20 protein-coding genes are annotated in these 19,194 nt (G+C 42.3%); 13 read left to right on the top strand and 7 right to left on the bottom strand.

The window, feature by feature from the left end:
- Window positions 1-306: 306 nt before the first annotated feature.
- Window positions 307-522 (top strand): NADPH-dependent FMN reductase, encoded by a 216-nt coding sequence (locus ACQCVE_RS19280; protein ID WP_426863650.1) that lies wholly within the window; start codon window positions 307-309, stop codon window positions 520-522.
- A gap of 145 nt (window positions 523-667) precedes the next feature.
- Here the strand turns inward: ACQCVE_RS19280 and ACQCVE_RS19275 are convergent, their stop codons facing one another.
- Window positions 668-910: a YhdB family protein gene (locus ACQCVE_RS19275; protein WP_426847188.1), complete on the bottom strand. Its 243-nt coding sequence runs from the start codon at window positions 908-910 to the stop codon at window positions 668-670.
- Window positions 911-1,083: 173 nt separating this feature from the next.
- Here ACQCVE_RS19275 and ACQCVE_RS19270 point away from each other — a divergent pair, with 173 nt between their 5' ends.
- Complete coding sequence (locus ACQCVE_RS19270) at window positions 1,084-1,407, top strand: DUF3889 domain-containing protein (RefSeq protein WP_426847185.1); 324 nt, start codon at window positions 1,084-1,086, stop codon at window positions 1,405-1,407.
- Between the two features lie 61 nt (window positions 1,408-1,468).
- Window positions 1,469-2,362, top strand: coding sequence for an alpha/beta hydrolase (locus ACQCVE_RS19265; protein WP_426847184.1), 894 nt, complete (start codon window positions 1,469-1,471; stop codon window positions 2,360-2,362).
- Between the two features lie 52 nt (window positions 2,363-2,414).
- Here the strand turns inward: ACQCVE_RS19265 and ACQCVE_RS19260 are convergent, their stop codons facing one another.
- The 4 genes from ACQCVE_RS19260 to ACQCVE_RS19245 form a co-directional block, all read right to left on the bottom strand.
- Window positions 2,415-2,702 carry a hypothetical protein gene (locus tag ACQCVE_RS19260; RefSeq protein WP_426847183.1) on the bottom strand — a complete coding sequence of 96 codons (288 nt, stop codon included), beginning with the start codon at window positions 2,700-2,702 and terminating at the stop codon, window positions 2,415-2,417.
- Window positions 2,703-2,758: 56 nt separating this feature from the next.
- Entirely contained in the window at window positions 2,759-3,133 is a 375-nt protein-coding gene (locus ACQCVE_RS19255) for a hypothetical protein (RefSeq protein WP_426847182.1), read from the bottom strand.
- A gap of 164 nt (window positions 3,134-3,297) precedes the next feature.
- Window positions 3,298-4,776: a catalase gene (locus ACQCVE_RS19250; protein ID WP_426847181.1), complete on the bottom strand. Its 1,479-nt coding sequence runs from the start codon at window positions 4,774-4,776 to the stop codon at window positions 3,298-3,300.
- A gap of 441 nt (window positions 4,777-5,217) precedes the next feature.
- A complete protein-coding gene (locus ACQCVE_RS19245) occupies window positions 5,218-5,655 on the bottom strand; it encodes an RrF2 family transcriptional regulator (RefSeq protein ID WP_426847180.1) in 438 nt (145 codons plus the stop codon).
- A 223-nt stretch (window positions 5,656-5,878) separates the two neighbouring features.
- Between ACQCVE_RS19245 and ACQCVE_RS19240 the strand changes: the two genes are divergently transcribed.
- The 10 genes from ACQCVE_RS19240 to ACQCVE_RS19195 all read left to right on the top strand — a co-directional run bounded on the left by ACQCVE_RS19240 (window position 5,879) and on the right by ACQCVE_RS19195 (window position 14,161).
- Entirely contained in the window at window positions 5,879-7,288 is a 1,410-nt protein-coding gene (locus ACQCVE_RS19240; RefSeq protein ID WP_426847179.1) for a SpoVR family protein, read from the top strand.
- A 543-nt stretch (window positions 7,289-7,831) separates the two neighbouring features.
- Window positions 7,832-8,182: an ArsR/SmtB family transcription factor gene (locus tag ACQCVE_RS19235; protein WP_426847178.1), complete on the top strand. Its 351-nt coding sequence runs from the start codon at window positions 7,832-7,834 to the stop codon at window positions 8,180-8,182.
- 13 nt (window positions 8,183-8,195) lie between these two features.
- Window positions 8,196-9,491 carry an arsenic transporter gene (locus tag ACQCVE_RS19230; RefSeq protein ID WP_426847177.1) on the top strand — a complete coding sequence of 432 codons (1,296 nt, stop codon included), beginning with the start codon at window positions 8,196-8,198 and terminating at the stop codon, window positions 9,489-9,491.
- A gap of 30 nt (window positions 9,492-9,521) precedes the next feature.
- Window positions 9,522-9,941 (top strand): arsenate reductase (thioredoxin), encoded by a 420-nt coding sequence (gene arsC / locus ACQCVE_RS19225; RefSeq protein WP_426847176.1) that lies wholly within the window; start codon window positions 9,522-9,524, stop codon window positions 9,939-9,941.
- Window positions 9,942-10,020: 79 nt separating this feature from the next.
- On the top strand, window positions 10,021-10,383 hold the full coding sequence (gene arsD / locus ACQCVE_RS19220; protein ID WP_426847175.1) for an arsenite efflux transporter metallochaperone ArsD: 363 nt from the start codon (window positions 10,021-10,023) through the stop codon (window positions 10,381-10,383).
- A gap of 17 nt (window positions 10,384-10,400) precedes the next feature.
- Window positions 10,401-12,173 (top strand): arsenical pump-driving ATPase, encoded by a 1,773-nt coding sequence (gene arsA / locus ACQCVE_RS19215; RefSeq protein ID WP_426863649.1) that lies wholly within the window; start codon window positions 10,401-10,403, stop codon window positions 12,171-12,173.
- Window positions 12,174-12,201: 28 nt separating this feature from the next.
- Window positions 12,202-13,155: a thioredoxin-disulfide reductase gene (trxB, locus tag ACQCVE_RS19210; protein WP_426847173.1), complete on the top strand. Its 954-nt coding sequence runs from the start codon at window positions 12,202-12,204 to the stop codon at window positions 13,153-13,155.
- A gap of 15 nt (window positions 13,156-13,170) precedes the next feature.
- A complete protein-coding gene (locus tag ACQCVE_RS19205) occupies window positions 13,171-13,593 on the top strand; it encodes a protein-tyrosine phosphatase family protein (protein ID WP_426847172.1) in 423 nt (140 codons plus the stop codon).
- A gap of 17 nt (window positions 13,594-13,610) precedes the next feature.
- On the top strand, window positions 13,611-13,883 hold the full coding sequence (locus ACQCVE_RS19200; protein WP_426847171.1) for an adhesin: 273 nt from the start codon (window positions 13,611-13,613) through the stop codon (window positions 13,881-13,883).
- A 32-nt stretch (window positions 13,884-13,915) separates the two neighbouring features.
- Complete coding sequence (locus tag ACQCVE_RS19195) at window positions 13,916-14,161, top strand: helix-turn-helix domain-containing protein (protein WP_426847170.1); 246 nt, start codon at window positions 13,916-13,918, stop codon at window positions 14,159-14,161.
- Between the two features lie 1,242 nt (window positions 14,162-15,403).
- Here ACQCVE_RS19195 and ACQCVE_RS19190 read toward each other — a convergent pair.
- Window positions 15,404-16,366, bottom strand: a complete 963-nt coding sequence (locus ACQCVE_RS19190; protein ID WP_426863651.1) for a hypothetical protein — start codon at window positions 16,364-16,366, stop codon at window positions 15,404-15,406.
- Window positions 16,367-17,057: 691 nt separating this feature from the next.
- Entirely contained in the window at window positions 17,058-18,527 is a 1,470-nt protein-coding gene (locus ACQCVE_RS19185; protein WP_426847169.1) for a SulP family inorganic anion transporter, read from the bottom strand.
- Window positions 18,528-19,194 lie beyond the last annotated feature (667 nt).

Genomic DNA, 19,194 nt, shown 5'->3' with positions numbered 1-19,194 from the left:
GAGATCGAAAGTACATGTATGACGGGCAAGAGAACTAAGTTCTCTCCCTTTATAAATTAATACCCTATCCAATTTATAAACTTGAAAACATTGTAATGAACTTTTACACAGAAAAATGGACTTGACCGCCGTACACCCTATACTCCTGATTTTTGCGACTTGGCCACAACTATAAGGCCATAAAGGAAGGCAAAAACCATAAAACTGAATTGATTGATCCTTTTCAGCTGGCACTGCCGCTTTATAACGGAAAAGAAAACCAGGCAGCCGGGCCTTAAATGAAAAAGCTGAAAGAGGCAGCGGAAAATGCAGAGGGCGTCCCCGGAATACCAAGGAGGAATGCCCGGTGCTATAAAAAATGCTCCTGACTTTCTAGACAGCAGTTATTTTGCCCGAAAACCGGTTGCTTTAGTATCCGCAGCTGGCGGAGGAAGAGGCGGGATCCATACATTACATCAGATGAGAACCATCATGCAGGCGCTCTGCACCACCACGATTGCCTGGCAGCTCCCATTGCTTTAATATAAATGAAAAACTTGCCTTAGTGAAAGAGCTAATGGACAAACTTGCTCTTTATGTGGAAATTTTAAAACAAATTTTGAAGCCATACATAAGCAAAAGAAGGAAGGCAGCCGCTCGAGCGGACTGCCTTCCTTTTTTCATTCATCTATGTGAAAGGAACAGCTTGTTCCTGAATTTCAGAATGGGATGCATGGTCAATGTAACGAAGCAGCCCGTAAAGATTTTGTTCAATCATGGTGTAATCATGTTCGAAATTATAAGCATGAAGAAAGTGTTCGATTTTTTTTGAAAGAAAATCATCATGGGTGCGCACCATTAAAATCAGTAAATTATCCCATTGGGATCGATGCGTATAATACAAAGCCTTGTCATAGTCCACCATATCCAACATGATTTCCTCCCTCTTATAGGAGTCCTTCTTAATGTGTGCTGAAAAACCATTCACTTGCAGGGGAAATGTTGCCTTCCCCGCTCCATTCGGCTGGGAGTTACTGTTCAGTATAAGATTATTCGGCTTCAATAAGGGCACAATAAGAACACAAACGAAGCGGAGGAAATGGCATGAAATCATCATTTTTACTAAAGGCGTTTGCCTTCTTCTTATTTGCGGTCTTTTGTGTAGATTCGGCAGGACTTTATTGGCACAAAGAGGAGATGCTGATTGAAGAAGGAGAATATGCGCTTCAAGCTGTGCAGGGAAGCTTTCCAGAGGCGGCCATTCATCATTTTTCCTATGAAGGAAGAAAAACGCATGGAAGGGATGCGATGGATTTCTATCGGGTAGAAGCCGCAGGAAAAAACCGGACCCCTATTACCCTTATAGTAGAAGTGACGGTAAATCGTGAAACAAGCAAACCTAAACGGGCACATGTAAAAAAGATTTGAACGTTTCTTCTTTTCATTCCAGTGGTAAAGGTAGGCATAAGCGGGAAGGAGCGGATCGAACATGTTTCATGAGGTGGAAAAGAAGCTGATTTCCTTATTTCTGAAAAAGGATTGGGATGAGGCTTATGCTTTGCTTGTTCAAGAGGAGCCAAACTACCCTGAAAAGCTTCACAAGTTCAGCTTTTGGAAAGCGTGTCTGCAATGTATACTCAATCAGCAGGAGGATGCAATGAAGACGCTGCAGAACGCCTTTGACCGGGGGTTTTGGTGGAATCCTGATCTGCTAAAAAATGATCCGGACCTGTCTCCTCTTCAGGATAGAAAGTCATTTAACGCTTTAGTTCGGGACTGTGAAAAGCGTAAAGAAGAAGCTTTAAAAGAAGCGAAACCATTGGTGGAATTTCATGGAAGCCAGGATCCATCCGCAGCCATTGTCGTATTGCACGGAAGGGGAGGGAGTATGGAGGACACGATTCCGTATTGGATGAACGAAATGTCTGTTCGGGATTATTTGTTTGCCTTCCCTCAATCCTCTCAGACAGTTGGCTATAATGCGTACAGCTGGGATGATGGGGAGCGGGCGCAAGTTGAGATCAAAGAAGTTATCAGCAAAATACTTAAAGACTACCCGGATGTAAAACGGATTTTGATCGCTGGTTTTTCCCAAGGGGGTAAAACAGCGATTCAATTGGCTTTGTCGGGAGAGCTGGACAGAACAAATGAGTTTTATGCTGTAGTGCCGGCTATTCGGGAAGATGATCTGCATATGAAAGCAGCACCTGGAGTGAGCGGCTGGATCATTGCAGGTACAGAAGATCCATTCTGGGAGGATACCATGGAATTGAAGGAGAGGCTTGAAAAACAGAGGGTTGTTTGCAGATTTATGGAATTCAAAGAAATGGCTCATACGTATCCAGAGCAGTTTTCTGAACTTCTTCAAGAGTCACTGCAATAAGGCTTTAACGTCTTATTGCTTTTTTATGTAAAGGAAGGCAGAACCTTTCCCTTTAATTTGGATAAAATTTTACTGAATCCAAAACGCTTTTATCCGGACGCGGCGGTTTGTTTCCTGATTGGAAAGCCTTCAGCTTTTTGATCCCTTCGTCAAACTGCTGCTTTGACATTTGATTGGACGCGTACATATTATACATAAGCGCAAAAGCGATTGGCATCGTATCTACGTTTACACTTACATCAACGTCAGAATTTCCACTATGGCTTACGGAAGCAAGCTGCACAAGCTCCGTTTGGGAAGGATACTTTTTTCCGTTTCGAAAATCTCTTGGGGTTTCCATACACATTCTCCTTTTCAGGCAGGCAGACAAGAAAATGCCCGCCTGTTTGTCCTTTTTTAATGACGGCCTTTCCCGTCTTCCTCGAAGTTTGCTTTAGCATACTGTTTGTTTTTTTGATAGGTGTGCTGATCCTGGTCGTTATCCTGGTCCTGTCTGGCTTTCGTGTGGGCATCGCTTTCGGAACTGACATAAACTTTTACATAAGAGTTTCCGCTGTCATACACCTTGGCTTCACTTTTTACTGCTGTATCATTATCGGATTCAGAAGCAGATTTATTATAGGCTTTGCTGTTGCTGTCAGAGTAGGCTTTGCTTTTGCTGTCATTGTAAGCTTTGCTGTAGCTGTCTGCATCGCTGTCTGAATAGCTTTTGCTTTTAGAGTGGTTATCCACATTTACATGCTTAGAAAGGTAAGGTTTTTTGTAGCTCATTTAAACACCTCCTTCGTTCTTATTGCTATAGGGTATTCTGATAAGCAGAAGCCTGTCTGTGTGTTTATATGAGCTTTCTATCATTTTTTTTAGAAACTAGCAAAAGCGGTAAAAAAAGAAGCTGTCCCTTATGAATCCGGGACAGCTTTCTGTGATTTGTGTCTTTACATCCTGCTGAGCTGAGCTGTATAGGCGCTGATATCCATTCCAAGGGAATCGGCAAGGCGCTGTCCGTATTCGGCATCTGCCCGGTAAAAGTTGCAGATTACAAGCAGCTTTGTTCGCTCGTGAACATTTTGAAGGTCATCGGTTAAGTTTTTAATTAAATTGTCCTGCTCTTCTTTCGTATAGCTGCGGTATTTTTCACCGGCTTGTTTAAAGTCATTTGGTTTTTCAATTTTTTCCCTCGTAATATAGCCGGACGGCAGCGGCTGAACACTGTCGCGGAAGGCTGGTGCTTCCTGAGGGGCATCGGCATGCCTGGTCGGTTCATAGTTAACAGGTGACGTCTGCTGGTTTGTCTGCATAAATCCATCGCGCTGGTTGTTGCGGACAGGCGCATATGGGCAGTTCACCGGAATCTGCATATAGTTTGGCCCGAGACGGTGACGCTGAGTATCCGGGTAGGAGAACAAACGGCCTTGAAGAAGTTTGTCTTCAGAGGCTTCAATCCCTGGAACCAATGCGCTGGGGGAGAATGCAGACTGCTCCACATCTGCAAAAAAGTTTTCAGGATTGCGGTTTAACGTCATTGTCCCGGCTTTTTGAAGCGGGTACTCATCCTCAGGCCAGGTTTTCGTTGGATCGCAGGGATCAAAATCAAGGCTGTCGTATTCATCAATAGGCATAATTTGAACGTGAAGCTCCCATTCCGGGAATTCGCCGCGCTCGATTGCGTCATGCAGATCGCGGGTTGCATGGTTAAAATCTGTTTTTTGAATTTCGGCTGCTTCTTCAGCAGTGAGGTTTTTAACACCCTGAACCGGTTTCCAGTGGTATTTCACGTAGACAACATTCCCTTGTGCATTTACCCATTTAAAGGTATGTACGCCGAAGCCCTCCATATGACGGTATCCCGCTGGAGTTCCATAGTCAGAGAACAGGAACGTCATCATATTAGTGGATTCCGGTGTAAGAGACATGAAATCCCAGTAGCGGTCCGGATCCTGAATGTTCGTATCAGGAGCTGGTTTTAAAGCATGGACCATATCCGGAAACTTCATCGCATCCCGGATAAAGAAAACGGGCAAGTGGTTTCCGACAAGGTCATAGTTTCCTTCGTTTGTATAAAATTTAACGGCAAATCCGCGCGGATCGCGAAGAGTTTCAGGCGAACCCTTTGAATGGATAACCGTGGAGAAACGTACGAATACCGGAGTTTCTCTTCCTTCTTCACTTAAGAAATCTGCACGGGTGAACGGGAACATGCTCGTTTCCGTCTTAAACACACCGTAAGCACCGGATCCCCGGGCATGAACGACACGCTCCGGAATCCGCTCCCTGTCAAAGTGCGCAATTTTTTCGAGCAAATGGTAGTCTTCTAAAAGTGTGGGCCCGCGCTGCCCGGCTGTTCTTGAATTTTGGTTATCGCCTACCGGCACACCTTGATTTGTCGTTAAATTTGAACGATTATTTTCTGTCATAGCAAGTCCACCCTTTCTATCAAACAATAATTAATATTATATAGTTTATATTTTAGTAGTCAATATCTAATTATAATTATTTTAATGTAAGAGTGATTTAAAAAAGTTTAGTCTATTTCGGATTACTTGGTAAGCAAGTATAAAAAATACGCTTTGTTATAGCATCGTAATGATGCAGCAGCAGAAGGAGTGAAGCGCAGCGGGACAGGTTAAACACCGCTGGCGCCAAACGGCAAGCAGGCTTACCGCCAGCCCGAGCATAAGGGAACGACTGCCAGCAGCAGCCAACAGACAAATTAAAAATCAGGAGTTGGATGGAAGGGGAGTTAATTGAGAAAAAGCGAAGTATGCTGAAAATAAATGCCTCAAATGCGGGACAGAAAAATTATTCATATAAAAAACCGCCCTTGTGTCACTGTGGTGAGTAACGGGCGGCCATTTTCAGCTGGTGAACAGTACATTTTGCAGCTGTCGCTGATTTTTTACTAAATCAGCAAGCGTGTAGCTGTCTAAAATTTGCATGTAGGACTGAAGCGCTTTATTCAGTACATGTTTCAATCCGCACGCAGGGGATATGACACAATGGTTATTTTCCTGATCAAAGCATTCAACCAGATTAAAATCATCTTCCGTTTTCCGCACAACCGCACCTATATTAATATCGGAAGGATCAAGAGCAAGCTGGATTCCGCCATTTCGACCGCGGGTGGTGTTCAGCAGTCCCATTTTACCGAGATCATACGTCACTTTCATCAAATGGTTCTTGGAGATGCCGTAAACGTCTGCAATTTCTTTGATGTTGGACAGCTTTTCTTTATCCTTCGCTGCAAGATAGATGAGGACCCGCAGCGAATAGTCGGTATAATTAGTCAATCTCATATCTACAACTCCGCTTTAGAATCTTACTTTAATAGTATCACACTGTCGAATTAAATCGAGAAAGAATACTCTAATTCAAGTTTAATTATGAATTTTATGTGAAATGTTTCCTGGAAAGTGATCCAAAACCGTTTTGGAAGGATAAGGAATACAGCTCTCCGTTTCATTTTTTCCTAACCGGGCTCATACATTTAGGTAAGAAAGTGATAAGGGGGAAGAACGTTTGAGCGGATCAGGGCATGAATCCCTTCAGTATGCAATTGAACAGATTACGGAAGTTGCCAACGGGTTTGGACTGGATTACTATCCGATGCGCTACGAAATTTGTCCGGCGGACATTATTTATACTTTTGGTGCCTACGGAATGCCAACCAGATTTTCCCATTGGAGCCATGGTAAGCAGTTTCATAAAATGAAAATTCATTACGATCTGGGTTTAAGCAAAATTTACGAACTGGTTATCAACTCAGATCCGTGCTATGCCTTTTTACTGGATACGAACTCACTTATACAAAACAAATTGATTGTTGCCCATGTACTCGCTCATTGTGACTTCTTTAAAAACAATTGCCGCTTCGGCAACACAAAAAGGGATATGGTTGAAAGCATGGCCGCTACTGCAGAGAGAGTTAAACACTATGAAGTGCTTTATGGAAGAAAAGAGGTTGAGGACTTTCTTGATGCGGTTCTTGCCATTCAGGAACATATTGATCCTTCCCTGATGAGACCAAAGCTCTCCTGGAGCATGGATGATGATGATGAAGAGGATGAGCCGAAAAGCAGTCCATATGACGATTTATGGAAACTCGACAGCAAAAACGAAAAAAATGAGAAGAAAAAGAAACGGAAAAAACATTTTCCCCCTTCTCCTGAGAAGGATCTGCTGCTATTTATAGAAGAATACAGCCGTGAGCTGGAAGATTGGCAGCGTGATATTCTAACGATGATGCGGGAAGAAATGCTGTATTTCTGGCCTCAGCTTGAAACGAAAATCATGAATGAAGGCTGGGCTTCCTACTGGCATCAGCGCATCATGAGAGAGCTTGATCTGACCTCAAGCGAAGCAATCGAATACGCAAAGCTGAACGCTGGTGTGGTTGTTCCATCTAAAACAAGCATCAATCCATATTACCTGGGACTGAAAATCTTTGAGGATATTGAAGAGCGCTATGACAAACCGACCGATGAGATGAAAAGGAACGGCATTAAACCAAACTCAGGCCGCGAGAAAATGTTTGAGGTGCGGGAAATCGAATCAGATATTTCCTTCATCCGGAACTATTTGACAAAAGACCTCGTCCTGCGCGAGGACATGTACCTGTTTCAAAAGCAGGGGAGGGACTACAAAGTCGTCGACAAAGATTGGAAGGGTGTCCGCGATCAGCTCGTGAGCATGCGCGTGAACGGAGGGTTCCCGTATATTACTGTCAATGACGGAGATTACCTGAAAAACAACGAGTTGTATCTTAAGCATTGGTATGAAGACATTGAACTTGATCTTAAGTATCTTGAGAAAGTACTGCCGTATGTTCACAAGCTCTGGGGCCGGCCAGTCCATATGGAAAGCACGCTGGAAGGGAAGAAAGTGCTGTTTACGTATGATGGGAAGAGTGTTAATCGGAAGTATTTGTGACGCAGGGGAGCCGCTTTAGAGCGGCTTTTTGTAATGGAAATCCTTCACCCTTAATTTTAAAAATATTAATAATGACCGTGGTACGTCTTCATCCCAGCGCCAAAGTCATTAGCTTGTTCAGTCAGTAGATACATAGGGTGCAGCATCATAAGAAGTAAGCCCGGTTTTCATCCAGAACTGGGAGGGAGTAATTCCATAATCATTCTAATTGACTGCATAGATCTTTACGAGTGTATTGTAAACGGAAAAGTCTTTTGCTGTAATTTGTCTTTTCTCCAATCTGCCTCTTCTCCCATTAAAAGCTGTTTCCTTTTTATACCCTCTTATAAGCAGAAACCACAGGAATATCGGTTAAGCAAAAGGCTTGTATCAGGATTAATCATGATGGGGGATGTCAGCCATGCGAATAGGATCTTAATAAAATAAGAAAATACATGTATCGCATATATATGACAGCAAATGAAAAAGGAGGTGAAAAATTTTGATATAAGTTATTGCTTATATAAGCGGTTTGTTATATCATGATCCTTGGAGGTGCATCAGATGAAGGTACGGCCTAAAACAATTGATACGGGGCAGGCAACGGTCATAATGAAGCTGCTTGGTGATAAAACGCGGCTTACAATGATGAAAATGCTTCAGAAAAATGAATGCTGTGTGTGTGAATTTACCGTGATTTTTCAAGCCAGCCAGCCTGCAATCAGCCAGCATTTACGAAAATTGAAAGATGCGGGGCTTGTGAAAGAAAAGCGAAATGGGCAGTGGATTTTCTATTCGCTGAACCAGGAAAGTGAAACTTATGAATTTGTTCAAAATCTGCTTGAGTTTATTCCGGATCAAGATCAAAAGCTGAAGGATCTTGAAAGGCAGGGCTTGCGAATAATTTGCGAATAAAGGAGGGACCCTTTTGACATCAGTGATTTTAGCATCTTTGATTTTTCTTCTGACCCTGATTCTTGTGATTTGGCAGCCGAAGAATCTATCCATCGGCTGGTCTGCCTGCGGCGGTGCGGTTCTTGCGCTTATCGTTGGGGTTGTCGACTTTCAGGATGTATGGGATGTAACAGGCATCGTATGGAATGCTACTTTAACCTTTATAGCGGTTATTATTATTTCTTTGATATTAGATGAAATTGGATTCTTTGAATGGTCTGCTCTGCATATGGCGAAAGCGGCAAAAGGCAGCGGAGTCCGCATGTTTGTTTATGTGAGTATTCTGGGAGCTGTAGTCGCTGCTTTCTTTGCTAATGACGGGGCAGCACTTATTCTGACACCGATTGTTCTGGCGATGGTTCGTAATTTAAACTTTGAAGAAAAGTTCGTTTTTCCGTTTATCATCGCTAGCGGATTTATCGCGGATACAACGTCACTTCCGCTTGTCGTCAGTAACCTGGTGAACATTGTATCAGCTGACTTCTTCAATATTGGCTTTGCCGAGTATGCAAGCAGAATGATTGTGCCTAACTTCTTCTCGCTTGCAGCAAGCATCCTGGTTTTGTACCTCTTCTTTAGAAAGAGTATCCCGAAAAATTATGATGTGACCAGTTTGAAACAGCCGAAAGAAGCAATTAGGGATATGAAAATGTTTAAACTTTCATGGATCGTGCTTGGTGTATTGTTAGCTGGATATTTTATTAGTGAACTTATTGGAATTCCAGTGTCAATTATTGCCGGGATTATCGCGATTTTCTTTTTATTCATGGCGAAAAGAAGTCCTGCAGTTCCAACGGGTAAGGTACTAAAGGGCGCTCCATGGGCCATCGTGTTCTTCTCTATCGGGATGTACGTAGTTGTATATGGTCTTCGGAATGCTGGATTGACAAGCGTTCTTGCAGACGTGATACAGGCCGTGGCAGATCAAGGTTTGTTTGCAGCAACGATTGGCATGGGTTTTATTGCGGCGATTCTTTCATCTGTCATGAACAACATGCCGACTGTCATGATTGATGCCCTGGCAATCGCTGATACCGATACCTCAGGCATCACCCGGGAAGCACTCATATATGCAAATGTGATTGGTTCGGATTTGGGGCCGAAAATCACACCGATCGGTTCTCTCGCAACCCTTCTCTGGCTTCATGTTCTTTCGCTGAAGGGTGTTAAAATATCATGGGGAACCTATTTTAGAACGGGAATCATCTTAACAGTCCCGACTCTTCTTATTACGCTAATCGGCCTGTATCTATGGCTGTTGGTTTTCTAAATCCAATACATTCAAAAGGAGACTTACATTATGTCTAAAAAAACACTTTACTTTCTTTGCACAGGAAATTCATGCCGCAGCCAAATGGCAGAAGCATGGGGAAAAAAATACCTTGGGGATGAGTGGAACGTACTTAGCGCCGGTATTGAAGCTCACGGCCTAAATCCCAATGCTGTAAAAGCGATGAATGAGGTTGATATTGATATTACAGATCAAACATCAGACATCATCGATAACGAAATTTTGAATAACGCTGATTTTGTGGTAACACTTTGCGGAGATGCTGCGGACAAGTGTCCAATGACGCCGCCTCACGTCCGCCGTGAGCACTGGGGCTTTGAGGATCCAGCGAAAGCAACTGGTACAGATGAAGAAAAATGGGCTGTATTCCAGCGGGTCCGTGATGAAATAGGGGAACGGATTAAACGTTTTGCGGAAACAGGGAAGTAATCTAATAGCCGGGGGTTCACTCTCGGCTATTTTCTTAAACATAATATAAGCAAATACTTATATGCAGGAGGGGAATAAGATGAGCACGATCCAAATATTTGACCCGGCGATGTGCTGCCCAACAGGTGTATGCGGACCTGGAATTGATCCAGAGCTAACACGGTTGGCTTCAGCCGTTTATACGCTCGGAAATAAAGGCTACAACATTAAGCGGTATAACCTTGCAAACGATCCAGAGGCTTTTTCGACTCATCCGAAAATCTTAGCTTTATTAGAGAAGAATGGCCCCGAAATTCTTCCCGTCACTTTATTGAACGGGGAAATCTATAGGACTCAAACCTATCCTTCTAATGAAGATTTTGCAGAAATCTTTGGTTTTGATGAAAAGGAATTGGTGTTTCAAAAACCGAAAATCCGGCTTAAATTAAACACAGAAAAATAACAACTGGAGGGAATCCGATGACGGAGTTATATCGTCCAAATAATCTTCCTGCTGTTCCTTATTTATTTTTTACAGGTAAGGGAGGAGTCGGCAAGACATCCGTAGCGAGCGCTACAGCTGTATATCTTGCAGATCAGGGAAAAAAGGTTCTAATTGTCAGTACGGACCCAGCCTCTAATCTGCAAGATGTGTTTGAAACAGATTTAACAGATAAACCTAAGCAAATTCAGGGAGTATCAAATTTATATGCTTTAAACTTGGATCCGGAAACGGCTGCGTCTTCTTATCGGGAAAAGGTAGTTGGTCCTTATCGCGGGAAGCTGCCGTCTGCTGTCATTGCCCAAATGGAAGAGCAGATGTCAGGGGCTTGCACAACAGAAATTGCAGCTTTTGATGAATTTACCAACATCTTAATTAATAAAGAAATTTCGGGGGAATTTGATCATATTCTGTTTGACACGGCGCCCACGGGGCACACGCTTAGACTGCTGCAGCTCCCGTCCGCATGGGGGAAATATTTAAAAGAAAGTACCCGCGGTGCATCCTGTTTAGGTCCATTATCTGGACTGGTGGACAAAAAGACTTCTTATTCAGAGGCTGTCAAGGCATTATCCGATCAAGAAAAAACAACCCTGATTCTGGTTGCGAGGCCAGATACTGCTTCTTTGATTGAAGCCGATCGTGCTGCAGGCGAGCTGAAAGAAATCGGAATCCGTAATCAGCTCCTGATTATTAATGGCGTGCTGCAATCGAAATGGAATGATGATGAGGTTTCAAGCACATTTTATAATCGTCAGAGAGAAGCTTTGAAAAAAATTCCTTCCTCTTTAGAGCAAATCATGAATTACCAGTTGCCTTTTGTTCCTTATTCATTAACGGGGATTCAAAGATTGCGTAATCTTTTTCTGCCGCAGACGGATTATCTGGAAGATGATATTCCTAATGATGAGGCCGCTTTTAACATGCATGGACTGGCTGAAATGGTTGAACGTTTCTCAGCACAAAACACCCGTGTGATTTTTACAATGGGAAAAGGAGGAGTCGGTAAAACTACGGTTGCATCTGCAATTGCAGTCGGACTTGCAGAAAAAGGGCACAGCGTCCATTTGACGACAACTGATCCAGCAGCACATCTCGATTATATGTTCAGCAACTCCAAAATGAAAGACACTCTTACTATCAGCAGAATTCATCCTGAAACAGAAGTTCAAAAGTATAAGAGCGAAGTGATCTCCAAAAGTGAAAAAGAACTGGATGAAGAAAGCCTTGCCTATTTAGAGGAAGATCTTAGTTCTCCTTGTACAGAGGAAATAGCCGTCTTCAGAGCCTTTGCAGATGTGGTGGACCGTTCTGAGCAGGATATTGTGATTATTGATACGGCACCAACCGGGCATACTTTATTACTTTTGGATGCAACAGAGGCCTATCATAGAGAAATGGAAAGAGCATCAGGAGAAGTGCCGGATAGTGTGAAGAAGCTGCTCCCAAGACTTAGAAATCATAAGGAAACAGCTGTGGTTATTGTCACTTTGCCTGAAGCAACCCCTGTTTTTGAAGCGAATCGATTGCAAGCTGATTTGAAGAGGGCAAGCATTGTACCTCAATGGTGGGTAATTAATCAAAGTTTACTGGCTGCAGAAACGAAAGATCCAATACTGAAAAGCAAAGCCCATTCAGAAAAACAATGGATCCAGCGCGTCTATACAGAATTAGGGCAAAATACAGCCATCATTCCTTGGATGGAGGACGAAAAGATTGGATACAATAAGCTTTTAGAATATCTGGTGTAGCACATTTTCTGCAAACGGAGGATTTGTAATGAATAGAGTTGTAATACTTGGTACTGGTCCAGCAGGTTTAACCGCCGCTATCTATTTAGCGAGAGCAAATATGAGCCCCTTGATCATAGAAGGAGATCAGCCAGGAGGCCAATTGACACTGACAACAGAAGTTGAGAATTTTCCTGGTTTTGTTGATGGAATTACGGGTCCTGTGCTCATGGACAATATGAGGAAGCAAGCCGAACGATTTGGAGCTGAATTTAAAAGAGGCTGGGTCACATCTGTTGATTTTAATGATCGTCCCTTCAAACTGCAAGTTAATGGTGTTGGGGAGGTTATTACAGACTCGCTTATCATATCAACTGGTGCATCAGCCAGGCTTCTTGGAATTCCAGGAGAAAAAGAAAACATTGGTTCGGGTGTGAGCACCTGTGCAACGTGTGATGGATTTTTTTACCGAGGAAAGAAAGTTGTGATTGTAGGCGGCGGAGATTCTGCAATGGAAGAAGCGAGTTTTCTTACAAAATTTGCATCAGAGGTAGTTGTAGTACATCGACGTAAGGAGCTAAGGGCTTCAAAAATTATGCAGGACCGTGCGAAGCAAAATCCTAAAATTACGTGGAGTTTGGATTCAACTCCAATTGAAGTGATGAGTGATGGTCAAAAAGTATCAGCCTTAAAAGTAATCGACAATGTGACGGGGACAGAAAAGCTGATTGAAACAGATGGAATATTTGTAGCCATTGGCCATAACCCGAATACAGCCTTTCTTGGGGGACAAATTGATACAGATGCCGCAGGCTACATAAATGTGGTGCCTGGCACGACTAAAACAAGTGTGGAAGGCGTCTTTGCGTGCGGAGATGTGCAGGATAAAGATTACCGCCAGGCCATTACCGCAGCAGGCTCTGGATGTATGGCAGCATTAGACACTGAACGTTATCTTGAAGGGCAAGCAATCCATGACTGGAGCGAGTCTCTGTCTGAATAGGGAGGAAGAATGAGAATGGAAAAGAAATCATACCAGGAGTTAGTGAAAAACCGCATCTTTATCGGGGGTGCAGATGATATCAGTGAATTATTGGAAAATGAAAAGATTGATGTCATTTACGACTTAAGAGCAGAATCAAAAAACAATCATCATCTGGATAACAGAATACATCTTCCAATTGTCGATGATAAAGAGAAGCAGGATGAATCCGTTAAACGGGCATTGGACGAAGTCAAAAAAGCCTATGATGAAAACAAGAATATTTATTTTCATTGCTCTGGCGGAAAAAATCGAACAGGAACCGTTGCAATTGGGACTTTGATGAACTTGGGTCTTGCCGGTTCAATAGAAGAAGCAGAAGAAAAAGCGAAATCCATTCGTGCGGCAATTCAAGTGAAGCCCGAAATGAAAGATACCCTAAAGCGTCTATATTCATAGGAACGAGGTGCATTTTTATGGAGATTACAAATGAAGCTAAGCAACAGCTAATTCTAGCAATGGAAGAGAATCAGGCAAATTGCGTGAGGATTTATTTCATGGGCCAGGGGTGCTGTGGACCACAAATAGGATTAGGACTTGATGAGCCTAACCAAGATGACCAAGTTTATCAAATTAACGGTATTCAAATAGCTATTGATCAGTTGGCTGCGGATGCCGCAAAAGATATAACCCTTGATTTTCAGGAAAATGGTTTTATGCTAATTGGTCTCCCAGAGAACAATTGCTAAAAATAATAATAAGAATTAGAGGAGGAATGAAAATGTTGGGTTCACCGTGCAGTAGCTATGGGGCTTTTATTAGAGAAAAAAGGCTTGAACTTGGTTTAACCGAAGAAGAGTTTGCGGAAAAGCTGAATTTTACCAAACCTTACATTGAAAGAATTGAACGGGGAGAGGTTTATCCATCAGAGACTCTGGTAGCTATGCTGTCAAGCGAGCTTGGTATTCCATTTAAAGAGCTTAATCATGTTATTTGGTGTGATCCTCCCAATTTAGTATGTAGCTGAATCCGATGAGTTACGAATGTCAGGAGAGCTGAGCCTATGCTGGATCAAAAAATCAGTATAGCGAAAAGGTATTTTTTATTGGGTTTCTGTTAGATAAAACTATTGATAATTATACAATGAGGTTGAGAAAAAAGGTTATCAACAAAAGAAAAGTCCGAACTATTGTTTAATTCGAATTCGAACTTCGTATAAGTTCGGATTTTTTTTATGGTTTCCACCTCGCGACGTCTATCGCCATCGCTACAGCAAAAACCGGATGAGCCCTATTCCAGAAAGTACCATGACCTAATCCGGAATTTTAAGTTGAGCCCGTTTAGAAAACGTTTGGAAAGCAGGATCAAACATTAAAGTAAATACAGATAGTAAATCATAGATATAAAATTAGGTACCTGCCCATTGATCAGGAAAACGCTGAGCTGTTATTCCGAATAGCCTATTAGCGATATAAATACGAAGCACCTTCTTTACAACGAATGTAAATTTTAAGTAGTGGAATGAAGTCTTTTAGGAGCCAAAGCTTTTGAATGCCATTTTACACGAGGTTCTACACTACGCCACGGTAATAATCATTGCAGGCCAATTTGGGTAAAGAATCATTGTAAATGAATGACTCTGTACATCTTTAAACAAGCAAAAGTGTATAAATTTGTGTCTCGGAAGTAACTATTACTTCATCAACTTTACATTTTCAGGTGTACTGCCGCTACACCAATTTAAAAAATTGTAGAAACAGAAAAGTTTCTTAACACTTGACCAGCTTGAATATAAGCTAAATAAAGAAAGGGGGGTAATTTTTCTATGGCTGACAATCAATCTTTTCACCAATGAAATAATCAGAAGCCATCGAAATTACAGCAATCTAAATATAAGCTACTACAAGCTTACTCCTGTTTAGAAAGAATACAGCCACCTCAGGGCTGTAACTTTACCCTCCACAATGCAAATGCTCAACAGGCCCGAGTAATTTCATACGGGGAGAAGAATTAATTTTCTTGGCAGATTCCAGTGCTCCTGGTCCCGGTGACGGAACTCCTTCTGATCCATTTAATTCATTACAAGATGCAGTTACAGCTATAGGATAAGCAATATAAATAAATGAGGCTGGGACAAAACCCAGCTTCATATAAATGAGTATTATACTGTGAATCATTAAACGGAAATTATGTGATTTACATTGAGATTTTATTTTCACTTTTGCATTTTTTTAGCTTATAGAATATCCCGCTAAAGTGGATTTAAATCTTAAAATTCTGCCAGTATGTCTTTCAATTCTTTTTCATAGGCTACAAGCTCAGTATAAACGCCTTTTGGAAGTGCCTTAAACCCTCCGGCTTTTTTAATTTCAGCAGCCTTGACTTTAAGGCCTTCCAATTTGCTGAACTCAGCATTGGCTTCCTCTTTTAAGCCTGCCTCAGCAAGATCATAGACCGTATCCAGCAAACGCAATTGTTCGATTTCGTATTTAATGCGCTGTGAAGTCGATTTCGCCGGGCTCACAAATTCTTTCAGAAGCTCAGTACGGTTTGTCCTGCCAGACACATGCCCGATTTTTATTTCGGTTTGTTTAAGATACCGGTTCATGTCATCATAGAATGCATCTGCCGTGTACAGATCTGCTTCTGAATCAATGGAATACTGGACGGTGTACTCATAAATGCTTAAGTTTACCCCTGCAGCAATGGCTTCTCCCATACGCAGGTCAGCAGTCACCGAAGCTGGAAGCGGCTTAAATCCACCTGCTTTTTTCACTTCTGCCGTACGCACAGCCAATCTTTCGAATTTGGCCATATCTGAATCATACGTTTCGTACTCTTCCTCTGCGTATAGACGATCCAATATTTTATTAAGAAATCTGAATTGGGATACTTCATACATCGTTCTGGATTTTTCTACTTTTGCCGGGGTAATGTATTTGGCAAGAAGTGCTGCCCGTTTTGATGCCCCGTATACTTTTCCGATACTCTTTTCTACAATGGATACCTGCTTTGTAAACCCGTCATATTTATTGCTGATTGCTTCAATATCTCCGCTGGAAATAGCCTTTTGGTAGGCTGCCAGCACTTTTGCCAGAATGTCCCCTTGCTTGACCGCTTCCTTATACGAAGAAGTGGAAACAGCTGCAGCGGCATGAGCGGTAGACGCAGGTACGGAAGCGGATACAATCGGTGCCGCCAGCATAGCTGCTGCGATCCCTGTAATAAGCATTTTTCTCAATTCATGATCCCCCTGAAAATTTTCTTGTAATCTTCATCATTATAAGACCGAATAAAACAATAATCATGGGTATAAATTACTATTAATTGTAATATAATAGTTAATTTAGAATAGCCTTTAAAGCGCCATCTAGAGTAAAAAAGAATAATAGAAAAGTTAAAAAATAGCATAGGTGAACATTCCTTTACATAGGGAGCTGTTCAGGCTAAACAGGATGCAGCTTACTTTAATCCGGTTATCACAAGTTACCTGGAAGTATAGTCTATGCAGCTCGTCCATGCAGCTGAGCCATAAACTGTTCAAGTTCATTTTTTTCCTCACGTTTGCCAATGGTGTTGAGAAGAAAAATCAATGGAAGGGACAATGTGCACAGGATAGCGGGGTACGAGCATCTTTAAGGCATCTTTATTAAAAGGACAAAAAAGAGTTAAAAACAATAATGGATCAAAAAAGCCGATTATCCATTTCACACCTCATTTATTCTAAATAAATGGTTAATTTCAACACATAACACTCCTGCAGTTATAAAAGAAGAGGATGGGACTAAAGGTTCTCAGCTAATAAAAAAACCGAACTATTATTTGAAACTCTGGTATAGAGCTTCGTAATAGTTCGGTTTTATTGTTTTTAATGTTTTTTCCAAAGAAATATTCGGCTTTAAGGACAACAATTCCCTCTCTTTTTAATGGCTTGCCGCCTTTGCATCCGGACGGTTGTATACGGCCGTTTTTTCAATCAGTTCGGAGCTTTTGGCATTCAGTCCGATCACTTGGACGTCATTTTGATTTTGTCTTAGCTTCAATACTATTTTATCTATAGCGCCGACTCCCGAATCATCCCAAATGTGGGCATGGGTAAGGTCGAGCAGGATGTTTTTGCTGCAATCGGTAAGATCTATTTGAGCGACTAAATCAGTTACGGATGCGAAAAAAATCTGCCCGCTGACTGTGTAAGTTTTACTGGCGTGGTTCTCTGAATGAGTGACGTGCACTTTTGAGATTTGTCCCGCAAAAAATACCGCACTTAGAATAACACCCGCAAGTACGCCTTTGGATAAATCATGGGTGATGACCACCGTGCCTACCGTCACAAGCATGACTGCAGAATCCGTTTTCGGTACTTTATGAAGCCGGGTAAGAGAGGTCCAGTCAAAGGTCCCTATGGAAACCATAATCATGACCCCTACAAGGGCAGCCATTGGAATTTGAATCAGGATATCATTTAACAGGACAATGAGAACAAGCAGGAAAACACCGGCAACAAGAGTCGAAAGTCTGCCTCTTCCTCCTGATTTAACATTGATAACAGACTGCCCGATCATTGCACATCCCGCCATTCCGCCGAAGAAGCCGGCAGCGATATTCGCAATGCCCTGCCCTTTTGCTTCTCTGTTTTTATCACTTCCTGTGTCTGTCATATCATCGACAATTTGGGCTGTGAGAAGGGATTCCAGCAATCCTACGAAGGCAAGTGCGATGGAATATGGAAAAATAATCTGCAGTGTTTCAAACGTCAGCGGGATATCCGGAAGCAGGAAAACAGGCAAAGATTGTGAAAGCTCTCCCATGTCTCCCACCGTCCTTACACCGGAGCCGGTCAGCACCGCAACCACCGTAATCACAATGATTGCCACTAATGGAGAAGGGATGGCTTTCGTTACAAGAGGCAGCAGATAAATAATTGCAAGTGCCCCGGCAGCCATCGCGTACATCGGCCATGATTCTCCAGCAAAATGCGGAAGCTGGGAAGAGAAAATTAAGATGGCAAGTGCATTGACAAAGCCGATCATAACCGGGCGGGGAATGAACTTCATGACTCTGCCAAATTTAAGGATACCGAGTACAATTTGAATAATTCCTGTTAAAATCGTAGCGGCTAACAGGTACTGTAAACCGTGATCCGCCACGAGAGAGCCCATTACAAGAGCCATCGCTCCGGTTGCAGCAGAAATCATGCCGGGCCTTCCTCCAACGAAGGCAATCACGACAGCAATACAAAAGGAGGCATAGAGTCCAATCATTGGATCCACCCCTGCAATAATAGAAAAGGCAATGGCCTCAGGAATAAGAGCGAGCGCTACGACAATACCTGAAAGAACATCACCCTTCACATTGCCGAACCATTGCTGTTTAATTGTTTGATTCAAAAGCAAAACACCTCTTCTAATCTATTTAATGACTTTCAACTCTCATGAAAGCCGGGGCCGTTGGTAACAAAAGCGATTATAACATGATTTTTTTGGCAATGGTAACTTAATGTAAACGGAAACTTATATACTTATCTATGAAAATCGCTGGTTTTCTCCTCATATCTATAAGAGGGAATTATCTGTTGAAGGGAACTTTGTCATCGTATGAATGGAAAAAACGAGTTAAGGCTCTTGTTAAAGAGGATTCAGTATAATAAGCAAGTGACTTTGAATCATGAGTTTAAAAGCATGATGCTGAATGTGGAGCGAAAGGCTGAAGGAGTGAGAGTCCTGCGGGGGAAGCGGTACAGGTGAGACCAGGCCAGTGGAGAATCCAGGCCACTTCACGCCTATGGATAAGCATACGCCTGAGAGATGCAATCAACAGTCAAATTTTACAGATTTTCCGAACGGGAAAGCCCATTCCTTTAGGTGTGGGATGAAAGTGAGGTCGGATACGGAGTACCACTGAAAACCGTAAGGTTTGTTGTGCTTCAAGTATCTGAAATGTTTTGTTCTTTTTTTATTGTCGCATTGAATCAGTTTTTAAATAAAACTGATACAATAAACCTATGAATGAATATAGAAGAACAAGTACAACCGTATCATTGCTCAACTATCATTTTGTCTT

It is taken from the genome of Metabacillus sp. 113a, assembly GCF_050107635.1.
In the GTDB taxonomy this organism is placed as follows: Bacteria; Bacillota; Bacilli; order Bacillales; family Bacillaceae; genus Metabacillus_B.
Note: the sequence above shows the minus strand (reverse complement) of the source record. Positions and strands in the feature narration are given on the sequence as shown.